Origin of the sequence: Pseudomonas sp. QS1027, assembly GCF_002814235.1 — a bacterium.
Classification (GTDB): Bacteria; Pseudomonadota; Gammaproteobacteria; order Pseudomonadales; family Pseudomonadaceae; genus Aquipseudomonas.
In genome coordinates this window covers 41,811-65,540 of record NZ_PHSU01000017.1, presented here as the reverse complement: position 1 = coordinate 65,540, position 23,730 = coordinate 41,811, and the positions used below count along the sequence as shown (strand labels likewise).

Here is a 23,730-nt window from a genome sequence, read left to right as displayed (position 1 = left end):
TGGCGACATGCATCGAGAACAATCGATCCTGAACTGGGGCACTAGGGCATGCTTTTTAAGGGGGGGGGCCGACCCGTGATCGGCACTGGGCGAGTCGGGCGCTCACTCAACCGTCTGGTTTCGCGCCAGGCGCTTGATCGGCGGTGCCGACGCCCGTGGCATTCGGGCCGCCTGGTCCACATAAACCGCCATGGCCGCGATCGTCGGCGACTCGAACAACAGCTTCAGCGGCGGGCTGACCGAGAAGATCTCCTGGGTCCTGGCGAGAATCTGCGTGGCCAGCAACGAGTGCCCGCCCAGTTCGAAGAAGCTGCTGTTGATGCCGATGCGCGGGACCTTCAACGTCTCTTGCCAGAGGGCGACCAGGGTTTTTTCCGTGGCGGTGGTCGGCGCCAGGTACTCCTCGGCCGGTGCGTGGGCCTGATGCCCGTGGGTCGGCAGCGCCTGTCGATCGATCTTGCCGTTGGCACTCAGGGGCAGCGCCGCGAGGCCGACGAAGAAACTCGGCAGCATGTAGTCGGGCAGCACTTTGCCGAGCTGTTTGCGCAGCTCCGTGCTGTTGATTTCGCCGCTACCGGAGGCGATGTAGGCCACCAGGCACTGGCCGCCAAAAGCATCGTCCCTGGGCACGACGACGGCTTCGCGCACGGATGGACATTGCAGCAAGGCATTTTCGATCTCGCCCAGCTCGATGCGAAAACCACGGATCTTGATCTGATGATCGATGCGTCCGAGGTACTGGATATCGCCCGATGGCAAGTAGCGGCCGCGATCCCCGGTGAGGTACATGCGCCGGCCGTGGCTGTCGTAAGGGTCCGGGATAAAGCGCTCGGCGGTCAGGTCGGGGCGTCCGAGATAGCCTCGCGCAAGCTGCACGCCGGCGATGTAGAGATCGCCGATGACCCCGACGGGGACGGGCTGCAGGGCCTCATCCAGGATGTACAGCCGGGTGTTGGCCACGGGACGGCCAATCGGTACGAGCGGGTGGCGATAGCCGGGCAGGCACTCCCAATACGTGACATCCACGGCCGCTTCGGTCGGACCGTAGAGGTTGTGCAGCCGGGTCTGCGGATGGCGCTCGAGGAATTCATTGGCCACCGCCACCGGCAGGGCTTCGCCACTGCTGAACACCTGGCGTAGCGAGTCGGCGGACGGCGCGGCTGCGGACTGGAGGAAGGCTTGCAGCATCGAGGGCACGAAGTGTGCGGTGGTCACACCTTGCTGGCGAATGATGGCCTGAAGATAGGCCGGGTCCTTGTGGCCCTCGGGTTTGCAGATGACCAGCCGGGCCCCCTGGAGCAGGGGCCAGAAGAACTCCCAGACCGACACATCGAACGAGAAGGGGGTCTTTTGCAAGACACGGTCGTTGCTGGATAACTCGTATTGCTCCTGCATCCACTGCAACCGGTTGACCACGGCGCCATGGGCGTTCATCACGCCTTTCGGACGACCCGTGGAACCTGAGGTGTAGATGCAGTAGGCCAGGCCATCGGTATCGCCGATATTCAGGTTGTGCGGTGAGTGCCTGGCGATCCCTGGCTGTTCGGTATCCAGCCAGAGGGTCGGCACCGAATGCCCGGGCAGGCAGTGCCGCATATTCTCCCGGGAGACCAGCACCTCAGGTTTCGAGTCTTCCAGCATGTACGCCAGGCGCTCGGCCGGATAGCCGGGATCCAGGGGCACATAGGCGCCGCCAGCCTTGAGGATGGCCAACAGCGCAATGACCATCTGTGGGCTGCGCTCGATGCACAGGGCGACCCGCGAGTCGGGCTTGACGCCGTAGTCGAGCAGATGACGAGCCAGCTGGTTGGCTTGGGCATTGAGCTGCGAGTAGCTCAGTTGCTCTTCCTCGAAGACCAGGGCGATGGCCTCGGGGGTGCGTTCAACCTGTTGCTGGAACAACCCGTGCAGGGTTTGTCCGCTGGGGTAGTCGCGGTCGGTGTTGTTCCACTGGCTGGTCAGCTGTTGTCGCTCGGCGTCCTGCAGCAGGGGCAGGGTTCTGACCGGCACCTGTGGCTGGGCCGTCGCATTGGCGAGCAGGACGAGAAAGTGATTCATCATCCGGTCAATGGTCGAGGGGGCGTACAGCGCCTTATTGTACTCGAACGCGATGGCCAGGCTTTCCGCCGCCCCATGGACTTCCACTTTCAACTCGAAGGCCGCGTGGTTGACTGTGTTCGGGTGATGGCCGGCGAGGCTGATGCCGTTGTTTTTGCGCAATCCCGGACGCTGTTTGGGCTCGGCAATTTCATTGTGGAAATTCATCACGAGCTGGGCGTAAGGCGTGCCGCTGGTCTGTCTGGGCGGGGCCAGGTGCTTGAGGATCAACTCAAAGGGAATCTGCCGGTCGTACGTTGCCAGCAACTGCCGGGCCGTAGTGCTCAGCAGGCTGCTGAAGTCCTCGTCGCCATGGATATGGCTGTGCAAAGGCACCACGTTGATGAAGTTGCCGACCAGGCCTTCGGTCCCCTCCGGACGGTTGGCCGACATCACGCCGATGCACAGGTCATCCTGGCCGGTCATGCGCTGCAGCAGGACATTCATGGCGGTCACCATGACCATGAACAGCGTGGCGTTATGCGTTCGGGCGAAGGCTTCGAGCTGCCGGACCAGGGGCTGCGGCACCGCCATTTTGCGTACGTCGCCTTCCTGGCGGGTGTTCTCATGACGTGGAAAGTCGGTCTGCAGATCCAGTGACGTCGGGGCATTGGCCAGGTGCGCCTGCCAGAAGGCCAGTTGCTCTTCAAGCCACGGGCCGGTGAGGTTCTGCTGTTCCCACAGGGTGTAGTCGGCGTACTCGATGGGCAGCGCGGGCAGCGGGGAGGCGTGACCCTGCGCAAGGGCGTCATAGAGTGTCGAGAAGTCACTTTGCAGCACATTGCTCGACCAGCCATCGCAAATAATATGGTGCAGGGTCAGCAGCAGGACATGGCGTTGTGGAGCGCTTTGCAACAGGCGTGCGCGAATCAGCGGCCCTTGTGCCAGGTTGAACGGCTGATAGGCCTCCTGTCGTATGGCCTCGGCGATTTCGGGCGCGGCGTTGTCGCCCAGTTGACTGAAGTCGACCCGGGTCACGGGGACTTCCAGCGTCGGCAGGATCTGCTGCTGGAGCACGCCGCCTTCGCTCTTGAACAGGGTTCGCAACGGCGCGTGGCGGGCGACCATCAGGTTCAGGACCTGCTGGACAATCGCTACGTCCAGCGGACCGTCGATGGTCAGTGCCAGGGGCAGCGAATAGAACGGATTGTCCGGTTGGTACTGGTCGAGAAACCAGAAGCGTTGCTGCGCATAAGACAGTGGCGGAGGCCCTTGGCGGGTCGAGCGGGCAATGGCCGGCAGGGATTGACCCGATGGGGCTTTCGCACCGGCGATTTCAGCCGCCAGGGTACGCAGGGTCGGCGAGTGGAAGAGGGTGCTCAGCGGGAGTTCAACGTTGAAGCGCTTGCGCACCTCCATCATCATCTGCGTGGCCAGCAGTGAGTGCCCGCCCAGCGGGAAGAAACTGTCGGTACTGGAAATATCCTCCCGATCCAGCGTGGTTTGCCAGATCGACAACAACTGCGCCTCTATTTCCCCATGGCGCGGGTCGTCCTGAACGTCCGCCGGATGGGGTTCGTCGTCCCGGCTCCAGGACCACGCCGCCTTCAGTTCCGCGGCCTCGAACAGTTGCCGGCAGCGTGCACGCTGGATCTTGCCGCTGGAGGTCCTGGGGATGGCGCCGGTCTTGACCAGCAGCAGGGCCGACAGGTCGAAGATTTCATGGCGGTCGGCCAATTCGGCCCGCAGGCGGGCAACCAGGTTGTCGGTATCGACCTCCTGGCGCGACTCCAGCTCCTGCACGATCACCAGGTGACTGATCTCGCCGTCCTCGATGGAGAAGGCGGCGCAGCCGTTGGCGCGAAAGGCCGGGTCGATGGCTTCGACCGTCATCTCGACATCCTGGGGGTAGATATTGCGGCCGCTGAAGATCATGACCTCCTTGAGCCGGCCGGTGATGTAGAGCTCGCCGTCACTGATGAAGCCCAGGTCGCCGGTACGGAACCAGCGGCGCTCCTCGACTTCGGCCTCACCCTCGGCCCGGGTATGGAAAACGCGGCTCTCTTCTTCCCGTTGCCAGTAACTCAGGGCGGTCGACGGACCGCTGATCCAGACTTCGCCCACCTGTTCCTCCGCCAGCCGCACGGCTTGTTGCGGATGGAAAATCCCGACCTGGTGATCGCTGGTGAACTCGGTGCCCGTGGCCACGATCTCCACCCCATCCGCAGCATGCAGTTGAGGCTTGACCTGGCCCCCCTCCAGGGCACTTTTGCTGATCGTGCGCAGACGTGGCAGCTGTCCGACAGGGGTCTGCATATTGGCGGTCACCAACAGTACGGACTCGGCCATGCCGTAGGCCGGGACCATGGCGTGAGGTTGCAGGCCACAGTCGGAAAACGCCTCGACGAACGACTTCAGGGTCGCCGGACGGATACGCTCCGCGCCGTTGACGGCAATTTCCAGGGAGCTGAGATCGAGGGATTGCTTCTGCTCCTCGGTGATGCGCTGAACGCAGAGCTGGAAGGCGAAATTGGGGCCGCCGGTGATCCGCGCGCGGTAGTCGGAGATCAATTTCAACCAGCGGTAGGGGCGCATGACAAACGCTGCCGGAGGGAACTGCACGCAGTGGCTGGCCATGTAGACCGGGAGGATGATCGCGCCGATCAGACCGAAATCGTGATGGGACGGTAGCCAGGAGACGAAGACATCCTGTTCGCGTATCCGGTAGGTCTGTTTCGACAGCTCGACATTCGCCAGCAGGTTGGCGTGGCTGACCATCACCCCTTTCGGCGCGCCGGTCGATCCCGAGGTGTACTGCAGGAACACGATGTCGCTGGCCACGGTCGGCGGGCAGTGCCACTGGGCACTCGCATCCTCCAGGGTGTTGCTGGCCAGCCAGGTGAGGTCTTTCAGCGGGTTGTCGGTCTCGCTGGCGGCGGCCATGCGTTCGAGCCCGTTCAATACCGTGTCGACCGTCAGGGCGAGGGCCGGCTGCGAGTCCTGCGCCAACAGATGCAGGCGCGGCAGTGTCTTGGCATTGGCCGGCGACAGCGCCGGAACCGCAATGACCCCGGCATAGACGCAGGCATAAAAGGCAATGGTGTATTCCATGCACGGTGGATACACCAGCAGCACCCGGTCGCCGGGTTGCGTATGGCGTTGCAGATGGGCCGCCAGGCTACGGGCTTTTTGATCCAGTTGAGCGAAGGTCAGGCTGTCGCTGACCGACTCGCCGTCGGCCAGGTAAGTAAAGGCCAGACGTTCCGCACTGTCTGAGCTGTGCGCCGCTCTGTGCCGAACAACTTCCAGGAAAGTATTAAAGTGTTGCGTAGTGGGCTTATTCATTTGACGGCTCTAAAGAATTCGCGGTGTTGTTGGCGGCAGCGGGGTTCTGCTGGGCGGCAAAGTTTCAGGACGAAACATCGGCCGTGCTTTCTTTACTGAGCTCGGCTGAACGCTCTGGAAACATCAAGGGCGAATTGAAGTAGTGCGAATAAGGCACGGTGTGGCGGTCGCTGGGTAACTCTTTGGTCAGTTCTGGAAGTTTCAGCCAATGCAGGCCGGGCTTGTAGTGGTGCTCCTGGTGATAACCCAGGTTGAAGGTCAGCAGGTTGTAGAGTTTTCCATAACAACTGACGGAGTCGCGTTTCGGGTCGAAGGGATCGGTGGCGCCCCAGTGCTGGAAGTAGTTTTCCCCTTGTCTCAGGGTGTCGATGAGGTAGGTGACCGGGATGAAGTAAAAGAAGAAAAACTGCCAGTCGATCAGGCACAGCACCAGGCGAAACAGGAACCACGCCGCCAGGTCGTATTTCGCCGCCTTCAGTTTCGAGGGTTCCAGCAGTTTCTTTAACGCCCGGGTCGCCAACTCCGGATCATCCGGTGAGGCCAGGGCCGCGACGCGCTCGATGGGCCAGTATTTCAGCAGGACCAACAAGGTGAAGTACTTCAGTCCCACCGATTCGAAGACGAACAGGCCGAAGCTGATGAGCTGTTTGGAGAGCGGGCGTTTCAGGCCGAAGATCGCCAGGATGGACTTGTCATTCCATGACTGATGCGTGGCGTGGTGGATGCCGTGGCCGATGTTATAGGGGGTTTTAGGTGCTTCCGTCATGGAGAAGCCCATGCGCACCAGCGTATTCATCCAGCGGATACGAAAGAACGGGGTGTGGTAGTGATTGTGGTTGGCCCCGGCGTTCTGCAGGGACAGGGCAAACAGGACGGGAATCATGCCGAGCAGGGCGAGCAGCGACATGGATTGATAGTTATAGGCCAGTAGGGAGTAAACACTGATCTGGAAAGGGATCACCAGGCAACATGCAATATCCCAATGGGAATACCTGAATACTTTGCTTTGAAGCATGTCCACTCCTTGTGTGACGTTCTTCTGCAGGATGACGCTCTCCCGGGCGAACCAGGTTGAGGGAAGGCGGTATTGTGCGAAGGTGTGTTCCAGCCGGGTACCGTTGCAGCTTCGGTTTGCCGAGCCTGTGTTTTTTATGGGTGCATCGATAAGAGGGGCATGTCGATGACGAATTTTGTGGAACTATTATCTGTTTCTCCGTGAGAGGTTTTTTGCTTTTTTCGCGGTCTGCGGCGGCGTTTCAGGAGGGATTTTTCTTTTTTGTGCTGTTAATCGGAGAAAAAATTCTCAGTCCTCGTGGGGCTTGTTCCATGTGGCGGTGATCGCGGTGATGGCACTGTCGGGAAATCCGCTTTACCTGCTACGAATCGAAAGCGTTTTCCCTTAGTCTGCAGCCCATTCAATGGAATGGGTTTTTAATAATGGATTTTGACTCGCTGAGTATTCCCGGCATGGCGCAGGCTATTGCGAAGGGGGAAACAACCAGTCGACAACTTGTTGAGTTTTATCTGGGCCGAATTGCCGAAAACAATGAACGGATCAATGCCATCGTCCAGCAGCCGGAGAGGGCTAAACTGCTCGAACAGGCGGATGAGGCGGATCGCCGGGTGGCGGCCAGGCTGCCGTTGGGGCCACTGCACGGCGTGCCCATCACCATCAAGGATGTCTGTCATGTCGAGGGCTTCAAGATGTCCTGCGGCATGCCCGAGTGGCATGGTCCCGCCAGTGTGTTCGATGCCACGGTGGTTCAGCGGCTGCGCCAGGCTGGGGCGCTGATCCTGGGGATCACCAATGTGCCTGAGCTGTGCATGTCCTTTGAAACGGAAAACTTCCTCTATGGGCGCACCCGCAATCCCTTCGATCTTTCCAGGACCCCAGGGGGCAGCAGCGGAGGGGAGGCGGCCGCTATCGCTGCGGGTTGCAGTCCTGGCGGGCTGGGTTCGGATGCCGGTGGCAGCTTGCGCATACCGGCGCATTTCAACGGGGTTTGCGGGCTCAAGCTGACCCAGGGGCGGGTGCCGTTGACCGGCCAGTATCCGGTCAACGGCACCGGGTTGATTCATATGACGTCGGCTTACGGTGTCATGGGCCGTTACGTCGATGACATCAAGACATTGGGCTATCTGATCGCAGGGTCCGATGGTCATGATCCGGATACGGTCGATGTGCCGTTTGAGGACGATCTGGAGATCGGCCAGATCCGGGTTGCGCTGTTTCATGAGCTGCCGGGCGTGGCGGTCAGGCCCTCTGTTCTTTATGCGATGGACAAGGTCGCGGAACTGCTGCAGCCGGTTGTCCGCAGTGTGAGCCAGGCTTGCCCGGAAGGCATGGACCTGGCTTGTGACAGCCTGTGGAATATCTTCCTGTCCGGAGGTGATGGGGGCAGGGCCTGGGACAAGTTCCTTCCCGGTCTGGGGCGCGAACAGCTGTCACCTTGCCTGGAAGGGCTGGTGCGGGCGAGCCGGGAGACGGAATTGAGTGTCGACCAGTTCAAGGCTGACCTGGCGTATATCAATACCTTCCGCCGTGGTCTGAGCCGGTTCTTCAGGGAGCATGATGTGTTGGTGTGTCCGGTTTTTCCGGATGTTGCGTTTAAACCTGGTGAGTCGTTGGAGGGGCGTGCGCGTTATTCCTATGTGTTTCCCTTCAGCCTGTCCGGTTCGCCGGTGGTGGTGGTACCGGTGGGTTTCGATCCGGATCTTGGGTTGCCGATTGGTATTCAGATTGTCGGGCCGCACTGGAAAGAGGAGCGCATTCTGGCCCTGGCAAAAGTGCTTGAGAGCAGGCTGGCGGGGTGGCAGCGAGCGATTTCTGGTGCCGGGGACTACGGGTCGTGAAGATCGCACACGATGAGGCGATGCTGAACCAATGCTGAACGGGTTTGAAGTTGCCGAATCAGGAGGGGAGAAAGCAAGAGGCGTTTCTTGTTTGCGGGAGCGTTTTGTAGACATGCAAGGTACAGGTATCTGAGTCAATTGTATGATTGACGTTACCAGTCGACTTAATTGAAGTAGTGGCTGCAGCCACCGGAACCTATGGTTTGTTTAGTCTGCAGAGCGCATTCAATGTGTCGATTGGTAGTTTAATGTTTTGTTTTTGATACAAATCGGAGGTCTGAAATTTTTGACCAGCGGTGAAGTTTTCTGGGTAAAAACAGTGCTTCTTCTTGGTAGTGAGAGGTGCTAGTCTTTTGATGGCTTTTTGATATCTTGCCTTAGTTGGTATCAAGTTAAAGTTTTGGTAAGTCTGATTTTTAGCTGCAACCTCTTTTTGATGTATTAGCCTTCCCAAGGTTGGTTTGTCGTGCCTGTAATAGCGCGATGTACTTTCTTCTTTTGTAAATGCCGTTGAGTTGACATGTCTGATCGTAACGCAGGGAGCAGCGTTTCGTCCGAAACGCGACAACACACAGGAAGTGAAGACAGTGGCATTGCCTCACTCGTCGTCATCGCCCAACTTTCGGGTGTCGCCGTCAGCGCCGAACGTCTCAGGCACCTGTCGGGGCTTTCCCGGCCTATCGATGCCCTGACGCTGGTACGTCTGGCGCGGCAGGTCACGCTCAAGGCCCGTTCCACCACGAGCCAGATCAGTCGCCTTGCCCAGACACCACTCGGCGGCCAGTCTGAACGATGCCGAGTTGCAAGTGGCCTCCAGCGTCTGGTCGGACTATCAGACGTTGAAAGTCGGCACGCAGAACGTGCGGACCAGCCAGGAAATTCTCGACAGTGCCAACCAGGCCTTTGATGCGGCGCAGGCGCGTTATGCGAAGGGCGTGACGGGGATCCTCGAGGTCATCACGACCCAAACGGCACTGGCTAACGCCGAGCAGCAACAGATCAGCGCTTTGGCCGGGTGGCAGAATGCGCGCATTCAACTGGCATCGAGTTTGGGCAGTCTGGATTTGAGGAGCCTGTATCCGACGTTATGACGCTAGTCAGTTTGCTAAACCGCGAGAGGATAGATTTGTTTTCGGAGCGATGTGCTGTGAAAATAAATTTGCCCTCCATTTTTTCTGAAACTGAATGAGGGGGCTGCAATATGAAATTTTCGCTCTTGAAAAAACAGTCCAGTTACCTGTGGTTTACGTTTGGACTGGTGTTATGTCACGGGATATATATGACATATTTTTTTCCACATGAATGGGCGGAGTCCGCCAATGCCAGAACGTTCGTGGATGCGGTAGCTGTTGTTGTTCCAGTGCTTCAGGGTCTAAAAAATCACACCCCTCCCTATACACCTTGTTGGGGCGTTTTTTATGCAAGCTTTTGGTGTTTGGTTCCCCTGTTTTTTGCCGCTGGAGCAATGTCCACATTTTTCCTTTTTACTAAGGAAAGCTATGAGAAAATCAAGCTTAATAAGCCGCTAGGATACGTTTTTGGGTTTTTGTTTTTTCTCATGGTTTTTATGATTCCATTTTTTCTTCCGTTTATTGGGGATTTCCCCAATCCTCTGATGAATCAAATGAGTCGTTTTTTACCCCTGCGATTATTGGCTTGGGGCACGACAGCGATAATCCCATTTGCCTTAGGGTGGTCTGTCGGTTGCACTTATCAACGATTTATTGTTAGCAGAAAATACTGAAGGGGCACGGGTTTGCCAGCCTCAGAGAGCGGCAAGCCGAGCATCGAGCGTATCAAGAAACACCTTCGTCTTGCTCGGCGTAAACATCTGGAAGGCAGCAGGGCGTAGATCGGCGCAGGAGCGCTGTGTCATGTCGATTTCGCAGGAGGCGGTGAAGGATGACAAGTTGGGATTGATTTATCCGGCTCGGATTCAGTTCGGTGCGCATGTTATTGTGGCGGATGGCAAGGATGTTTCGTTGGAATCGGGTATGTCGAGTTCGGTGGAGATCAAGACCGAGCAGAGAGGGATTATTGAGTATTTGTTGACACCGTTGTTGAAGTATCTGCGTGAGGCATTGGGGGAGCGCTAATTGAGAAAAAGCAGTGTGCATTGCGTTGGCCGGTTGAGCCCGCTGCGGCCATATTTTATGGCAGTACTTTATTAAAAAGGAACCAAGATAATGGACCTGCCTATTACTCCAGCCCCTGAAGCGGGTCGTCCGATAAAGCCTATTCCTTGGTTTCGAACCGGGCCCTTTGTGCTGATTAGTTCAGCTACGATTACTGTTTATGCATTGTTGGGTAATTTTTCTCCGTATTATAGAGCTGTTGTGGATGTTTTTATAAGTCCGATAATTGATAGTCTGGGGTGGGTTTTTCTGAATATTCGAACCTCGCCTATGAGTGGGGAGCTTGACCCTGTTTACTATCGTAATTTGATGGGGTTGTGTGTGCTCTTTAGCGCTTTGTATAACATTGCATCTGCTTTGTATATGGTTAAGGTTAAGAAAATAGCGGCTGCCAGTTGCGAAGATACGCATAAAAATATAATGATTATGCAAGGGATTGGTGTCAAAAAAGGGTGGGTGTTATTGCATCTTGGTGTGTATTTTATTGTTGGTGGAATTGCAGCTTTTACCACATTTATTTTTTTGAACTGTATGTTTGGCTGGTTCGAATTTTTGCCTTCAAGGTATGACATGCTATTCACGTTGATCGTCTGCTTGGCATTGATTTTGCCGTCAAGTTTCTGTGTGGCGATGTGGTCGATTGTTGGGCAGCTTGTTTTTTTTGATTTTCGGAAAATTTTTGAATTTATTGTAAAAAAATAGGGAGTTTAGTCATGGCGGAAAAAACAGCTTTCGATACTTTTTGGGGGAAGTTCACAGCGCCTGGAACCGGGGATGTCGAGTTCGGTGGAGATCAAGACCGAGCAACGACGGATTATTGAATATTTGTTGACACCGTTGTTGAAGTATCAGAGTGAGGCGTTGAGAGAAAGGTAAATTCGATATTTGGGTTTCCCATGAGCGCTTTTCTTATTTTTTCTAGACGGGTGATGAAATGTTAAGTTGGATTGGGGCTGTGCCGAGATTTCGCAAGAAAAACGCTTTTGTTTTTTGTTAAACCCCAAAGGGGGTCTCTGATGTGTTGCCTTTTTCTTGCAATAACTGCTTTGCAAGCCGGAATCATTATCGACCAAGAAGGAAATTTCAGCATGAAAATTCGTACGCAGCTAAAAAATTTTTTGGCAAACTCGCTATGACGCAAATTGTGCCTGGCTCATCCGCAGGAGAACTTCGTGAACAGTGGTTTGACGCTACTCCAATATATGTGGCTTTTCCTGTCCTTATAGTATTTTATGCGTTTTCAGGATTTTATTTTCATCGATTAAATGGAGTTATGAACGAGTTCCTTACTCCCCTAATTAATGGACTTGGCTTCATTGGAATAAAGATCGCCCCCATCTTGATAGGACCATTTGACGAGATCTTTTTAACAAACCTTAGCGGATTATCTTTTCTCGGGGCCGCCACATATAATCTCGCCTCAATTATATATATAATAAAAAATAAAAGATTTGCCGGGATAAGTTGTATTGAAACCCATGCATTGCTAATGAAGCGAAAGCAATGGGAGGCAAAAAAAGCGTGGATAATGCTGCATTTAAACATCTATATTGGCGTAAACGCTATCGTAGTATTTATTGCATTATGCTTTCTGAATAGCATATTCCACTGGCAAGTTTTTACGATAGCTAGCAACGGAATACTAAAGGCATGCTTGGTATCAGTATATTTTTGTTTCTCGGGCATGATGCCAGTTTATCTGTTCTCTGTGGTTTTAAGATTTGTAGTGTTTGATGTTTCTTGCATTTTTAAAGAAAAGCAAACTAATCGGTAATATGGCCGCAATCATAATCAAAGGTGCGTTTTTAGGAGAAATCGCGGCGTTAAGTCAAGGTGCTAAAGCAGCAGGCAATGCCGGAAATTACCTTTTTTGTAGGAAAGGGAACAGCTTTTGTTTTTAGAAGGGGTGTACCACAAAGATAAATCTGTGCCAGTGATGATCGCGTTTTGCATTTTGAAAATTTAATGTTCTGATTGGCTAATGATGAGTAAGTATCATGAGCGACAATGAAAAGAAACTGTCTTGGCTTTCTGCGTTCGATATGATGTTGAACGGGACGGCTTTAGGGCTTGGGAAAAATCACTGGGCAAAATCATTGTGGTTGAAGTTTGCGATAGTGTTTATGGTTGTAGGGCCCATGTTTGAATGTATCGATGCTCAAGATTACGCGGGTGCTATGCCGCCAGAAGCTCCGATGATTAAAGCGACAGGCACGTTCATACGCTATATCGGTTATGCTGGCGTTAAGGAAGTGTCATATATCCAGTTTAACGCTGATAACGGCATGACGTATCGTACTCAGCATTCTGTTGTCCCTGCGGAGCTTGATGACTTAGGGGGGTTGAAGTCACCCATTAAAGTATATGTTGAAGGGTTTCTTCTTAAAAATGGAGGAGGGTCGTTTTATCCCCTTAAGTTAACCACTCTCAATGGAGTTGATTTGGCATCGACGGATAAGCTGATGAAGTCGCTTTTAATAGGTAGAAATCCATTTTACATTGGAAAATTAGAAGCGCTTTTCTTTATAGCTCTGGTTCTATGGGGGTTTTCGTTTTTTTATGCTAATCAATTAAGGCGTTTTGATTCAAAGAGGCGTGACAAGGTCCGAAATGCCAAGGGTTGATACAGCTGGAATTGGCTTGTAGGCCGAGTCATCGCTCCTTTGATACCCGCCTGGTCGCGATGGTCAACGGTTGAAATGTATGCTCGGCACTTTGTGGGAGCAGTTATAGGGTGACATTCAAACCCCCTATTTTCGCTCTGGATCCCTTGGTTTTACTCATCAAGAAGCGCTATACGTAACAGCTCGTATGAAGGTGCTGACTGTTGTCCAAGGTAGAAATTATTATCCGCATGATAGTGGATACGCAGTTTTCACTGCCCATGAAAGCCTTGAGCGTTCGCTGTGTAAGCTGTTCTCGCTTCTGGGTGCTGAAGCAAACTAATCGCTATTCAGGAAAGGATCCCGACACATGGAAGATTTCCACGCCACCAATCCAGACTTTGACAAACATGTCCAAGGCGCCGTGCTCAGTATGCCCGCGGCCAAACTGCTGGGATTTCACTACAACTACCTGAAGCCGGGCTATTGCGAAATCGAGCAGCCCACCCGCAAGGAACTCACCCAGCACAGCGGATTCTTTCAAGGCGGCATCATCGGTGCGTTGGCCGATTTTGCCGGTGGCTCGGCCGCTGGCACCCTGTTGCCGCCGGGCTGGATCAATATGACGACCGACTTCACGGTCAAACTGATCGCTCCAGCGGACGGTGAAAAGCTGCTGGCCAGGGGGCGTGTCATCAACGCCTCGAACAATACGACGATTGCCGCTGCCGACTTGTTTGCCGTGAAACAAGGCAAGGAAACACTGTGTGCCACCGCACTGGTGACGATGCGCAATATTCCCCTCAAGGCCTGAAGCGTTCGCCGGCTGATTAAAGCCTCTGAGATCGGCAACTCCCCTACGGGTTTGCCGGCCTCAGAGAGCGGCAAGCCGAGCACCAAGCGCATCCAGGAACACCTTCGTCTTGCTCGGTGTAAAGCGCCGGGAAGGCAGCAGGGCGTAGATCGGCGCAGAAGCGCTGTGCCAGTCACGCAGGATATGTACCAGGCGACCTGTCGCCAGGTCGTCTGCCACATCGACACTGGATTTGAGCATGATCCCGTGGCCATCAATCGCCCAGTCGCGCACGGCATCGCCACTGTTGGCATGGAGCCGCGAGCGCGGTTGGACCTCGATCACTTCGTTCCCCGGACCTTCCAGGCGCCAGGGCAGGGAAGGGTCGTCATAGCGCAGACACCCATGACGCTCCAGATCCTGGAGACACCCAGGCTCCCCATGACGCTCGAGATAGGCGGGCGCAGCCACCAGAATCCGTTGATTGTCAGCCAGCTTGCGCAGGATCGCGCTGCTATCCCGAGGTTGGCCGATACGCACCGCGACATCGATCCGTTCGTACGTCAGATCGATCAGGCGGTCGTCGAGCCTGAGTTCGATATCCAGCTTGGGATGGCGCTGGACCAGCTCGGCGACCAAGGGCACCAGGTGAATACGCCCGAAAGAAATGGGCGAACTGACCCGGAGCATGCCGAACGGCTCTTCACCGCCCATCGTCATGCGTGACTCCGCCGCCTCCAATTCCTCGAGTATCCGATCAACGTGAACCATCAGGGCCAAGCCCTCATTGGTCGCCGACAGTGTTCGTGTGGTCCGGTTGATCAGCCGTTGTCCTGCTCGTCGTTCCAATGCCATAAGCCGTTTGCTGACCACCGCCAGCCCTACGCCCAAGTCCCGCGCCGCCGCTGACAGGCTGCCGCAGGCGAGGATCCGCTGGAAGGTACGAAGCTCGTTGAGGTCGTCCAACATACTATCAACCCATGTTCAATAATCTATCTACCAATAGCCATATTCTAATCATCAGGGCAAGAGGCAACACTCTCCGCAGTTGAACGAAAAGCCTCTATTCAAACGGCCTCTCCGGTTTGCTGTCCCCTCAAGGAATCCTGACCATGCAACAACACTCCAACCCATCCCGCTCCCGTATCGCGACCTTGTTCTTCGCTCTGGTGCTCTCTTCGGGTGCTGCATTCGCCGCGCCTGAAGTGTTGGTGACGCCCGGCGCACTGGTCGTCGACAAGAGCCTTGCGCCCGCGCAACTGAAGATCATGGAAACCGCCGCCCGACGTTATGACACGTTCTGGAATACCGGCGACGAAACCTTCGCCCGTGAAGCGCTGGCGGACAACTTTATCGACAAGACCCCGCCTGCCGGTCGTAAGCAGGGGCCGGAGGGACCCTTGCTGGCCTCCCGGGCGTTTCGTGGTGCGGTGCCTGACCTCCGTTGCGAGGTCGAGCAAATGATCATCGCCGGAGACCGGGTCGTGGCCCACCTGCATTTTCGCGGGCACTTCACCGGCACCTTTGGCAAGATCAACGGCAGCGGTCAAACCGTGGATTTCATCGCCACCGATATCTACCAGATTGAAAACGGCAAGATCACCGCAAACTGGCACATCGAAGATAACCTGGCGCTGATGAAGCAACTGGGGGCGTTATGAAGGGCAGAGTGATGGGGGCATCAATGGGCGGAATATTTATCAATCGATCAGCAGGGTGCCGAGCATGACGATTCAACATCTCGATCACTTCACGCTGCGCACCGCCAAAGTCGCTGAGACAGTGGCGTTCTTTCGTGATGCTATCGGGCTCGAAGAGGGCTGGCGGCCTGCGTTCCCATTCCCGGGGAGTTGGCTCTACTCGGCGGGCCGCCCACTTCTGCACATTGTCAGCCTGGAAAACCATGGGACGGAGCTTGATGCCTATATTGGAGCACGTGCCATTGCTGAAGGCTCGGGCGCGCTGGATCACGTCGCGTTCCGCTGCAGTGATCTGCAGGGGCATCGGCAGCGTCTGCTCGACCTGGGTTTGCAGTTCAACGAGCGCGTGGTGCCCGACCTGTTGGAACATCAGATTTTCGTGGAAGATCCGAACGGCATGGCAGTCGAGCTGATATTTGCCTATTCGCCGGAATCACGGTGACAGTGGCTTGCGCTCGGCCAGCTCCTCCAGCAGATCGGCGGACGGCACGAAGAACAGGCCGCCGGTGACCGCCGTGCTGAAATCCAGCAGACGATCATAGTTGCCCGCCGGCCTGCCGACGAACATGTTCTCGAGCATCTGCTCGACGGGGGCCGGGGAGCGCGCATAGCCGATGAAATAGGTGCCGAACTCGCCCGCGCCGGGCCGGCCGAAGGGCATGTTGTCGCGCAGGATCTTCACTTCCTGGCCGCCCTCGTCGAGGGTGGTCAGGGAACTGTGGGAACAGCTCGGCTTGACCGACTCATCGAGTTCGATATCGGACAGTTTGGTGCGGCCGATAATACGTTCCTGCGCCTCGACGGTCAGTCCGTTCCACGCCGTCATATTGTGCAGGTACTTTTGCACCAGCACATAACTGCCGTTGGTAAACGCCGGGTCTTCATCGCCGACCATGGTGAAGTCGACCGCCTCGTGACCGACGGGGTTTTCCGTGCCGTCGACAAAGCCGACCATGCTGCGCATATCGAAATAACGGAAGCCCTGGACTTCATCGACGACCGTGACCGCCTCGCCAAGACGGCTGAGCAATTGCGTGGCCAATTCGAAGCACAGGTCCATCTGATCGGCGCGGATATGCAGCAGGATATCGCCCGGTGTCGCCACCGCTCGCCGGCCCTCGACGCCCATCTCGCGAAAGGCGTGCAACGAGGCCGGGCGCGGGCCGCCGAACAAGCGGTCCCAGGCCGCGGAGCCAAAGCCGCAGACACAGGACAGATTGCCGGCGGGTACACGCTTGCCGACGGATCGCGTCAGGGCGGCGACATCTTCGCACCAGCCGCGCACTGTCTCGGCGGCTTCGCTGCCGGGGGCCAGGGTGGCGACGATGAAAATCGCGCTGCTGGTGATGGGGCTATAGACCGCTTGCGGGTCAGGCTTGCGCTCGGCCGATGGCGAAAGGGGTGTCATTGAAGGCTCCACAGACTGCAGGACAGGTTTGAAAGAGTGGAAAATAGCAGATTGCGGTTCTGAAGCTACAATCGAGTGAAGAGCGCGCAAACGCAGTGGAGAAAACCCAGGCGCAGCCGATACACTGCTGTCCTGATTTCTCGAGTGCGTTTGCGATGACCCTCACCGACGTTGTCCTCATTCTCCTGTTGGCGGCCCGTATCCATGGCACGGACGACGCCGTGCGGGCATCGGCCAGGAGCTGTGTGAAGAAACTGCCCCGTGGCAAGCGCGAGTTGATCTACAACGTGATCAACAGCCGCAGTCCGATGGATATGGTGGCGCTGATGGCCGAGAACCTGCAGTTGGACGACTAGGCAACCGGGTCGCAGCCCGGCTAGTCGTCGAAGCCGACCTGCTCGTGAATTCCATCCACTTTCAATTCCAGTCGATAGGCCACGGCGATAAACAGCGCCTGGCACAGGCACAGGCTCGCACTCAACGAACGGAAAGCGAACGAGCTGCCCTCATTGACCAGCAGCGCCGTGCTGGCGCGCTTGACCAGCGGCGACAGGTTGCTGTCGGTGATGGTCAGGGTTTTTGCCTGGTGCAATTGCGCGATGCGCAGGCACTGCTGGGTTTCCTTGGCGTATGGCGAGAAGCTGATGGCAATCACCAGGTCGTTGGCACGCACGCTACGCATCTGTTCGCGATAACTACCGCCCAGGCCCGAAACCAGGTGAATGCGCTTGTTGGTGTGCTGCAGGTTGTAGACCAGGTAATCGGCCACCGCGAATGAGCGGCGCACCCCCACCACATAGATGTTGTCGGCATTCACCACCAGGTCCACGGCGGCGTCGAACGCCTGGTCGTCCAGCTCCAGGCCCAGGCGCTCAATGCCCGACAGGGTGGCATTGATGCATTCGCGCGCCAGGTCGGCGGCACTGGCTTTTTGCGACTTGTTGTCGATCAGGCTGCGAATGCGCTGCTGGTAGTTCTGTGCCGGCGTGGTCTTGTGGGTATAGGCCTGGCGAAACAACGCCTGCATTTCACTGAAACCGCTGAAACCGAAACGCTGGGAAAAACGCACGATGGCCGAGGGATGCACCTCGCATTCCTGGGCGATATCGCTGATGCGGTCGACCATGATCCGGTCGCTCTGCTGGCTCATATAGGTGGCGATACGCTTGAGCTGGCGCGGCAGGCTTTCGTATTCCTCGGTGATCAGCTGCAGCAGACGCTCGGCATTGATCGGAGGGCTGGCGATATCGCCCTCGGGTGCGCTGTCGGTCATGGCCGGCTGATCGGTGCGGGACATAGAAAATCCTTCTGGTGTGTGCTTGTGGCTGGGTAGCTGCGCCTAGTCTACAGGGGCGACGCCAATAAAATCTTGAGTGCGGAGTCAGGTAGAGCGATGCTGAAACGATCCACCTTGTAGGTTCCGTCCTATTCGAGCCTTATGGAAAATATATTCTATATAAAAAATAATAGAAAATATATTGAATGTCGCTTCGAGACGTTCTAGTCTGGCCTCACACCAAAAGTGTTCGTGGCCACCTCGCGGCGAACGCAGGCTGATAAAAATAACAGGAGCCAGCATGGGCCAGACTCGTTTTGCCAGTGGGCGTCAATTGGATCTGATCTGCCTCGGACGCCTTGGCGTCGACCTCTATGCGCAGCAAGTCGGGGCGCGGCTGGAGGATGTCTCGAGCTTTGCCAAATACCTCGGCGGGTCCTCCGCCAACATTGCTTTCGGCACGGCCCGGCTGGGGGTGAAGTCGGCGATGTTGAGCCGGGTAGGGGACGACCACATGGGTCGCTTCCTGGTCGAATCCCTCGCCCGTGAAGGCTGCGATACCCGGGGTATCAAGGTCGATCCGGAGCGTCTGACCGCCATGGTGCTGCTCGGTCTCAAGGACCGCGAAACCTTCCCCCTGGTGTTCTACCGCGAGAACTGCGCCGACATGGCCCTGCGCGCCGAAGACATCCGCGAGGACTTCGTTGCCTCCAGCAAGGCCTTGCTGATCACCGGCACCCATTTCTCCACCGCTGGGGTCTACAAGGCCAGTATCCAGGCCCTGGACTACGCGGAAAAACACAACGTCCGGCGCGTGCTCGATATCGATTACCGCCCGGTGCTCTGGGGGCTGACCGGCAAGGCCGACGGCGAAACCCGTTTTGTCGCCGACCAGCAGGTCAGCCAGCATGTGCAAGCCATCCTTCCACGCTTCGATCTGATCGTCGGTACTGAAGAGGAATTCCTGATCGCCGGTGGCAGCCAGGACTTGCTCACGGCGCTGCGTACCGTGCGTGGGCTGACCGCCGCGACCCTGGTGGTCAAGCTCGGTGCACAAGGTTGCACGGTGATTCACGGGCCGATTCCGGCGCGCCTCGAAGAGGGTGCCATCTACCCGGGCGTGCGGGTCGAAGTCCTCAACGTGCTGGGCGCCGGCGATGCCTTTATGTCGGGCTTCCTCTGCGGTTGGCTGGAGGAGGCCAGCGATGAACGCTGCTGCCAGCTGGCCAATGCCTGTGGCGGTCTGGTGGTGTCGCGGCATGCCTGTGCCCCGGCGATGCCGACCCGCGCCGAACTCGATTACCTGTTCAACAGCCCGGTGCCGATCACCCGGCCCGACCAGGACATGACGCTGCAACGCCTGCATCAGGTCAGTGTGCCGCGCAAAGCCTGGCGGCAGCTGTTCATCTTCGCCTTTGACCATCGTGGGCAACTGGTGGAACTGGCCCACAAGGGCGGTCGCGACCTCAATAGCATCGGTGAACTCAAGCTGCTGTTCATCAAGGCCGTGGAGCGGGTCGAGGCCGATCTGCGCCGGCAGGGGATCGAAGCGGATGTCGGTCTGCTGGCCGATCAGCGCTTTGGCCAGGACTCGTTGAACGCCGCCACCGGTCGTGGCTGGTGGGTTGCGCGTCCGGTGGAAGTCCAGGGTTCGCGGCCGCTGGCCTTCGAGCAGGGCCGCTCCATCGGCAGCAACCTGATTGCCTGGCCCCAGGAGCAGATCATCAAGTGCCTGGTGCAATTCCATCCGGATGACGAGCCGATGCTGCGTCTGGAGCAGGAAGCGCAGATCAAGGCGCTGTACCAGGCCTCGCAGGTCAGCGGTCATGAGTTGCTGCTGGAAATCATCCCGCCCAAGGATCATCCATCGACTTATCCCGATGTGCTGTATCGCGCCCTCAAGCGCCTCTACAACCTGGATATCTACCCGGCCTGGTGGAAGATCGAAGCGCAAAGCGCCGCCGAATGGGAACAACTCGATGCCCTGATTCAGGAGCGCGATCCGTATTGCCGAGGCGTGGTGCTGCTGGGCCTGAATGCGCCGGCCGCGACCCTGGCGCACGGTTTCCAACAGGCCAGCCGAAGCCGGACCTGCCGCGGCTTTGCTGTCGGCCGGACGATTTTCCAGGAGCCCAGCCGGGCCTGGATGGCCGGTGAAATCGATGACGAAGCGTTGATCCAGCAGGTGCAGGCGACATTTGTCGGCCTGATCGATGCCTGGCGTACAGCGCGCAGTGGTTTGTAGGCAGCAGGCTTTGCCCGTCCGGCTGACGACAACGGGTGCGATTTTCAACGGTATATAGAAAACAATAAAAGGTGCAGCCATGCCCGCTATCCGAATTGGCATCAACCCGATCTCCTGGAGTAACGACGACCTGCCTTCCCTCGGCGGCGAGACACCGCTGAGCACCGCCCTGAGCGAAGGCAAGTCCATCGGCTACGAAGGGTTCGAACTCAACGGCAAATTCCCCAAGGACGCCAAGGGCGTCGGCGATGTGCTGCGGCCTTATGACCTGGCACTGGTCTCCGGCTGGTATTCCAGCCGCCTGGCCCGGCGTTCGGCGGCCGAGGAAATCGACGCCATTGCCAGCCATGTCGAGTTGCTCGCGCAGAACGGCGCCAAGGTACTGGTCTACGGTGAAGTTGCCGACTCCATTCAAGGCCAGCGTATTGCGCTGGTGGAACGCCCGCGCTTTCACAGCGAACAGGCCTGGCAGGAATATGCCGACAAGCTCACCGAACTGGCGCGCTTCACCCTGTCCCGGGGCGTGCGCCTGGCCTATCACCACCATATGGGCGCCTACGTCGAATCCCCGGCCGACATCGATAAATTGATGGCGCTGACCGGCAACGAAGTCGGCCTGCTGTTCGATTCGGGCCATTGCTACATGGGCGGTGGCGAGCCGCTCGAGGTGCTGCGCAAACATATCGGGCGGATCTGCCACGTGCACTTCAAGGACGTGCGCAAACCGGTGGTGCAACTGGCGCGCAACAACCTCTGGAGTTTCCCGGACTGCATCGTCAACGGCACCTTCACCGTGCCCGGCGACGGCGATATCGACTTTGCCGCGCTGCTCGATGTGTTGCTGGCCGCCGATTATCACGGTTGGCTGGTGGTCGAGGCCGAGCAGGATCCGGCTGTTGCACCGAGCTATATCTACGCCAAGAAAGGCTTCGACACCTTGCGTGGGTTGCTCGATCAGAGGACCGGACTATGAACCTGCTGGTCAAGAGTCACGCCAAGGGCCGGACCCTGGTCGAGTTGCCGACCGATGCCCTGGAGTATGTCGGCTTCGCCGCCTATCGCCTGAGTCTGGGGGAAAACCTGCCGGTCAGCGCCGGTGACCAGGAGCTGTGCCTGGTGCTGCTCGGCGGTCGGGTCAGCATCAAGGGCGAAGCGCCGGGGCAGGGCACCTTCGACTGGGACAATATCGGCGATCGCCAGTCGGTGTTCGAAGACAAATCGCCCTATGCCGTCTACCTGCCGCCCGGCAGCCAGGCCCAGGTGGTTGCCTTGAGCGATGTGCAGATTGCCGTCTGTGCCGCGCCCGGTTCGACCGCCGCTGGCCATGGACCACGGCTGATCACCCCGCAAAGCATGAAGCGCAGCGTGCGCGGCAAGGGCGCGAACACCCGCTATGTCTGCGACATCCTGCCGGACACCGAGCCGGCGCATTCGCTGCTGGTGGTGGAAGTACGCACGCCGTCCGGGCATTCGTCGAGCTATCCGCCGCACAAGCACGACACCGACGACCTGCCGCACCAGAGCTTTCTCGAAGAGACCTATTACCACCAGGTCAACCCGCCCCAGGGTTTCGTCTTTCAGCGCGTCTACACCGATGACCGTTCCATCGACCAGGCCATGGCCGTGGAAAACAGTGACCTGGTGGTGGTGCCCAAGGGGTATCACCCGGTCAGCGTGCCCTACGGCTACGAGTCGTATTACCTGAACGTGATGGCCGGACCCAAGCGCGTCTGGCAGTTCCATAACGACCCACGGCACAGCTGGTTGCTGGACCTGTAGGTCCGGCGGAATTTCAACTTTCGGATGGAGAATAAAAACAATGAGTGAGGCTCCGGTTCTAGGCCACTACATCAATGGCCAGGTGCGCGACAGCGGCAGCGAGCGCTTCAGCAATGTCTTCAACCCGGCCACCGGCAGCGTGCAGGCGCGGGTCGGCTTGGCCAGCCAGCAGACCGTCGATGACGCCGTCGCCAGTGCCCTGAAAGCTTTCCCGGCCTGGTCCGAGCAATCGTCCCTGCGTCGCTCGCGGGTGATGTTCAAGTTCAAGGAGTTGCTCGATAAACACCACGATGAACTCGCCGAGATCATCTGTCGGGAACACGGCAAGGTGTTTTCCGATGCCAGGGGCGAAGTCACCCGCGGTATCGAGATTGTCGAATACGCCTGCGGCGCGCCGAACCTGCTGAAAACCGATTTCAGCGACAACATCGGCGGTGGCATCGACAACTGGAACCTGCGCCAGCCCCTGGGCGTCTGCGCCGGGGTTACACCCTTCAACTTCCCGGTGATGGTGCCGCTGTGGATGATCCCGCTGGCACTGGTGACCGGTAACTGCTTCATCCTCAAGCCCTCCGAACGCGACCCATCGGCGAGTCTGCTGATGGCCCGCCTGTTGACCGAAGCCGGTCTGCCGGATGGTGTCTTCAACGTGGTGCAGGGCGACAAGCTGGCGGTCGACGCCTTGCTCCAGCACCCGGATATCGAGGCGATCTCCTTTGTCGGCTCGACACCGATTGCCGAATACATCCACCAGCAGGCCACGGCGCGTGGCAAGCGGGTACAGGCCCTGGGCGGGGCGAAGAACCATATGATCGTCATGCCCGACGCCGACCTGGACCAGGCCGCCGACGCGCTGATCGGCGCTGCCTACGGCTCGGCCGGCGAGCGCTGCATGGCGATCTCGATTGCCGTGGCGGTGGGCGAGGTTGGCGATGAGCTGATTGCCCGGCTGCTGCCGCGCATCGATCAACTGAAGATCGGCAACGGCATGCAGCGCGACAGCGATATGGGGCCGTTGGTCACCGCCGAGCACAAGGCCAAGGTCGAAGGGTTTATCGGCGAAGGCGTGGCCCAGGGCGCACGACTGATTGTCGACGGTCGCGGCTTCAAGGTGCCGGGCGCGGAAAACGGCTTCTTCGTCGGTGCCACGCTGTTCGACAACGTCACCCCCGAGATGAGCATCTACCAGCAGGAAATCTTCGGCCCGGTGCTGGGGATCGTGCGGGTGCCGGACTTTGCCAGCGCCGTGGCGCTGATCAACGCCCACGAGTTCGGCAATGGCGTGTCCTGTTTCACCAGCGATGGCGGGATCGCCCGGTCCTTTGCCCGCAGCATCAAGGTCGGCATGGTCGGCATCAACGTACCGATCCCCGTGCCCATGGCCTGGCACTCGTTCGGCGGTTGGAAGCGCTCGTTGTTCGGCGACCACCATGCCTACGGCGACGAAGGCCTGCGTTTCTACAGCCGTTACAAGAGCGTGATGCAGCGCTGGCCGGACAGCATTGCCAAAGGCCCTGAATTCAGCATGCCCACCGCCAAATAGGCGATCTTCATCT

At 57.7% G+C, this 23,730-nt stretch carries 20 protein-coding genes and 1 pseudogene; 16 read left to right on the top strand and 5 right to left on the bottom strand.

From position 1 onward, the window contains the following. Window positions 1-102: 102 nt before the first annotated feature. Window positions 103-5,382 carry a non-ribosomal peptide synthetase gene (locus tag CWE01_RS16660; protein ID WP_100941636.1) on the bottom strand — a complete coding sequence of 1,760 codons (5,280 nt, stop codon included), beginning with the start codon at window positions 5,380-5,382 and terminating at the stop codon, window positions 103-105. A 64-nt stretch (window positions 5,383-5,446) separates the two neighbouring features. Then, window positions 5,447-6,397 (bottom strand): fatty acid desaturase, encoded by a 951-nt coding sequence (locus tag CWE01_RS16655; RefSeq protein WP_100941635.1) that lies wholly within the window; start codon window positions 6,395-6,397, stop codon window positions 5,447-5,449. A 422-nt stretch (window positions 6,398-6,819) separates the two neighbouring features. On the opposite strand from CWE01_RS16655, the gene CWE01_RS16650 reads away from it, so the two are divergent. The 9 genes and pseudogenes from CWE01_RS16650 (at window position 6,820) to CWE01_RS16610 (ending at window position 13,787) form a co-directional block, all read left to right on the top strand. After that, window positions 6,820-8,235 carry an amidase gene (locus CWE01_RS16650; RefSeq protein ID WP_256579369.1) on the top strand — a complete coding sequence of 472 codons (1,416 nt, stop codon included), beginning with the start codon at window positions 6,820-6,822 and terminating at the stop codon, window positions 8,233-8,235. A 520-nt stretch (window positions 8,236-8,755) separates the two neighbouring features. Next, a pseudogene (locus tag CWE01_RS34330) lies at window positions 8,756-8,950 on the top strand (hypothetical protein); the annotation flags it as partial. Window positions 8,951-8,993: 43 nt separating this feature from the next. Next, the gene (locus CWE01_RS16640; RefSeq protein ID WP_100941633.1) at window positions 8,994-9,326 is read left to right on the top strand and encodes a TolC family protein; all 333 of its coding nucleotides are present in this window, start codon (window positions 8,994-8,996) and stop codon (window positions 9,324-9,326) included. 110 nt (window positions 9,327-9,436) lie between these two features. Beyond that, on the top strand, window positions 9,437-9,979 hold the full coding sequence (locus tag CWE01_RS33310; protein ID WP_157815231.1) for a hypothetical protein: 543 nt from the start codon (window positions 9,437-9,439) through the stop codon (window positions 9,977-9,979). A gap of 130 nt (window positions 9,980-10,109) precedes the next feature. After that, window positions 10,110-10,331, top strand: coding sequence for a hypothetical protein (locus CWE01_RS16630; protein ID WP_100941631.1), 222 nt, complete (start codon window positions 10,110-10,112; stop codon window positions 10,329-10,331). Window positions 10,332-10,421: 90 nt separating this feature from the next. After that, complete coding sequence (locus CWE01_RS16625; protein WP_157815230.1) at window positions 10,422-11,072, top strand: hypothetical protein; 651 nt, start codon at window positions 10,422-10,424, stop codon at window positions 11,070-11,072. A gap of 316 nt (window positions 11,073-11,388) precedes the next feature. Next, a complete protein-coding gene (locus CWE01_RS16620; RefSeq protein ID WP_157815229.1) occupies window positions 11,389-12,144 on the top strand; it encodes a hypothetical protein in 756 nt (251 codons plus the stop codon). A 223-nt stretch (window positions 12,145-12,367) separates the two neighbouring features. Continuing rightward, entirely contained in the window at window positions 12,368-12,994 is a 627-nt protein-coding gene (locus CWE01_RS16615) for a hypothetical protein (RefSeq protein WP_100941628.1), read from the top strand. Window positions 12,995-13,343: 349 nt separating this feature from the next. Further along, window positions 13,344-13,787, top strand: a complete 444-nt coding sequence (locus CWE01_RS16610) for a PaaI family thioesterase (protein ID WP_100941627.1) — start codon at window positions 13,344-13,346, stop codon at window positions 13,785-13,787. Between the two features lie 60 nt (window positions 13,788-13,847). Here the strand turns inward: CWE01_RS16610 and CWE01_RS16605 are convergent, their stop codons facing one another. Continuing rightward, entirely contained in the window at window positions 13,848-14,735 is an 888-nt protein-coding gene (locus CWE01_RS16605) for a LysR family transcriptional regulator (RefSeq protein WP_100941626.1), read from the bottom strand. 143 nt (window positions 14,736-14,878) lie between these two features. On the opposite strand from CWE01_RS16605, the gene CWE01_RS16600 reads away from it, so the two are divergent. Beyond that, window positions 14,879-15,427: an ester cyclase gene (locus tag CWE01_RS16600; protein WP_100941625.1), complete on the top strand. Its 549-nt coding sequence runs from the start codon at window positions 14,879-14,881 to the stop codon at window positions 15,425-15,427. A 64-nt stretch (window positions 15,428-15,491) separates the two neighbouring features. Beyond that, window positions 15,492-15,908: a VOC family protein gene (locus CWE01_RS16595; RefSeq protein WP_100941624.1), complete on the top strand. Its 417-nt coding sequence runs from the start codon at window positions 15,492-15,494 to the stop codon at window positions 15,906-15,908. On the opposite strand, the gene CWE01_RS16590 is transcribed toward CWE01_RS16595, so the two are convergent. Then, on the bottom strand, window positions 15,900-16,874 hold the full coding sequence (locus CWE01_RS16590; protein WP_100941623.1) for a Dyp-type peroxidase: 975 nt from the start codon (window positions 16,872-16,874) through the stop codon (window positions 15,900-15,902). The genes CWE01_RS16595 and CWE01_RS16590 overlap by 9 nt on opposite strands. A 155-nt stretch (window positions 16,875-17,029) precedes the next feature. Between CWE01_RS16590 and CWE01_RS16585 the strand changes: the two genes are divergently transcribed. Continuing rightward, window positions 17,030-17,230 (top strand): hypothetical protein, encoded by a 201-nt coding sequence (locus CWE01_RS16585; protein WP_100941622.1) that lies wholly within the window; start codon window positions 17,030-17,032, stop codon window positions 17,228-17,230. A gap of 20 nt (window positions 17,231-17,250) precedes the next feature. On the opposite strand, the gene CWE01_RS16580 is transcribed toward CWE01_RS16585, so the two are convergent. After that, window positions 17,251-18,171, bottom strand: coding sequence for a MurR/RpiR family transcriptional regulator (locus tag CWE01_RS16580; RefSeq protein WP_100941621.1), 921 nt, complete (start codon window positions 18,169-18,171; stop codon window positions 17,251-17,253). Window positions 18,172-18,451: 280 nt separating this feature from the next. Here CWE01_RS16580 and iolC point away from each other — a divergent pair, with 280 nt between their 5' ends. From iolC to CWE01_RS16560, 4 genes are all read left to right on the top strand, one after another. Then, window positions 18,452-20,395, top strand: a complete 1,944-nt coding sequence (iolC, locus tag CWE01_RS16575; protein WP_100941620.1) for a 5-dehydro-2-deoxygluconokinase — start codon at window positions 18,452-18,454, stop codon at window positions 20,393-20,395. 79 nt (window positions 20,396-20,474) lie between these two features. Beyond that, window positions 20,475-21,368 (top strand): myo-inosose-2 dehydratase, encoded by an 894-nt coding sequence (iolE, locus tag CWE01_RS16570; RefSeq protein WP_100941619.1) that lies wholly within the window; start codon window positions 20,475-20,477, stop codon window positions 21,366-21,368. Beyond that, complete coding sequence (gene iolB / locus CWE01_RS16565; protein ID WP_100941618.1) at window positions 21,365-22,174, top strand: 5-deoxy-glucuronate isomerase; 810 nt, start codon at window positions 21,365-21,367, stop codon at window positions 22,172-22,174. Before iolE ends, iolB begins: the two co-directional genes overlap by 4 nt. Before the next feature lie 40 nt (window positions 22,175-22,214). After that, complete coding sequence (locus CWE01_RS16560; RefSeq protein WP_100941617.1) at window positions 22,215-23,717, top strand: CoA-acylating methylmalonate-semialdehyde dehydrogenase; 1,503 nt, start codon at window positions 22,215-22,217, stop codon at window positions 23,715-23,717. Window positions 23,718-23,730: the final 13 nt, after the last annotated feature.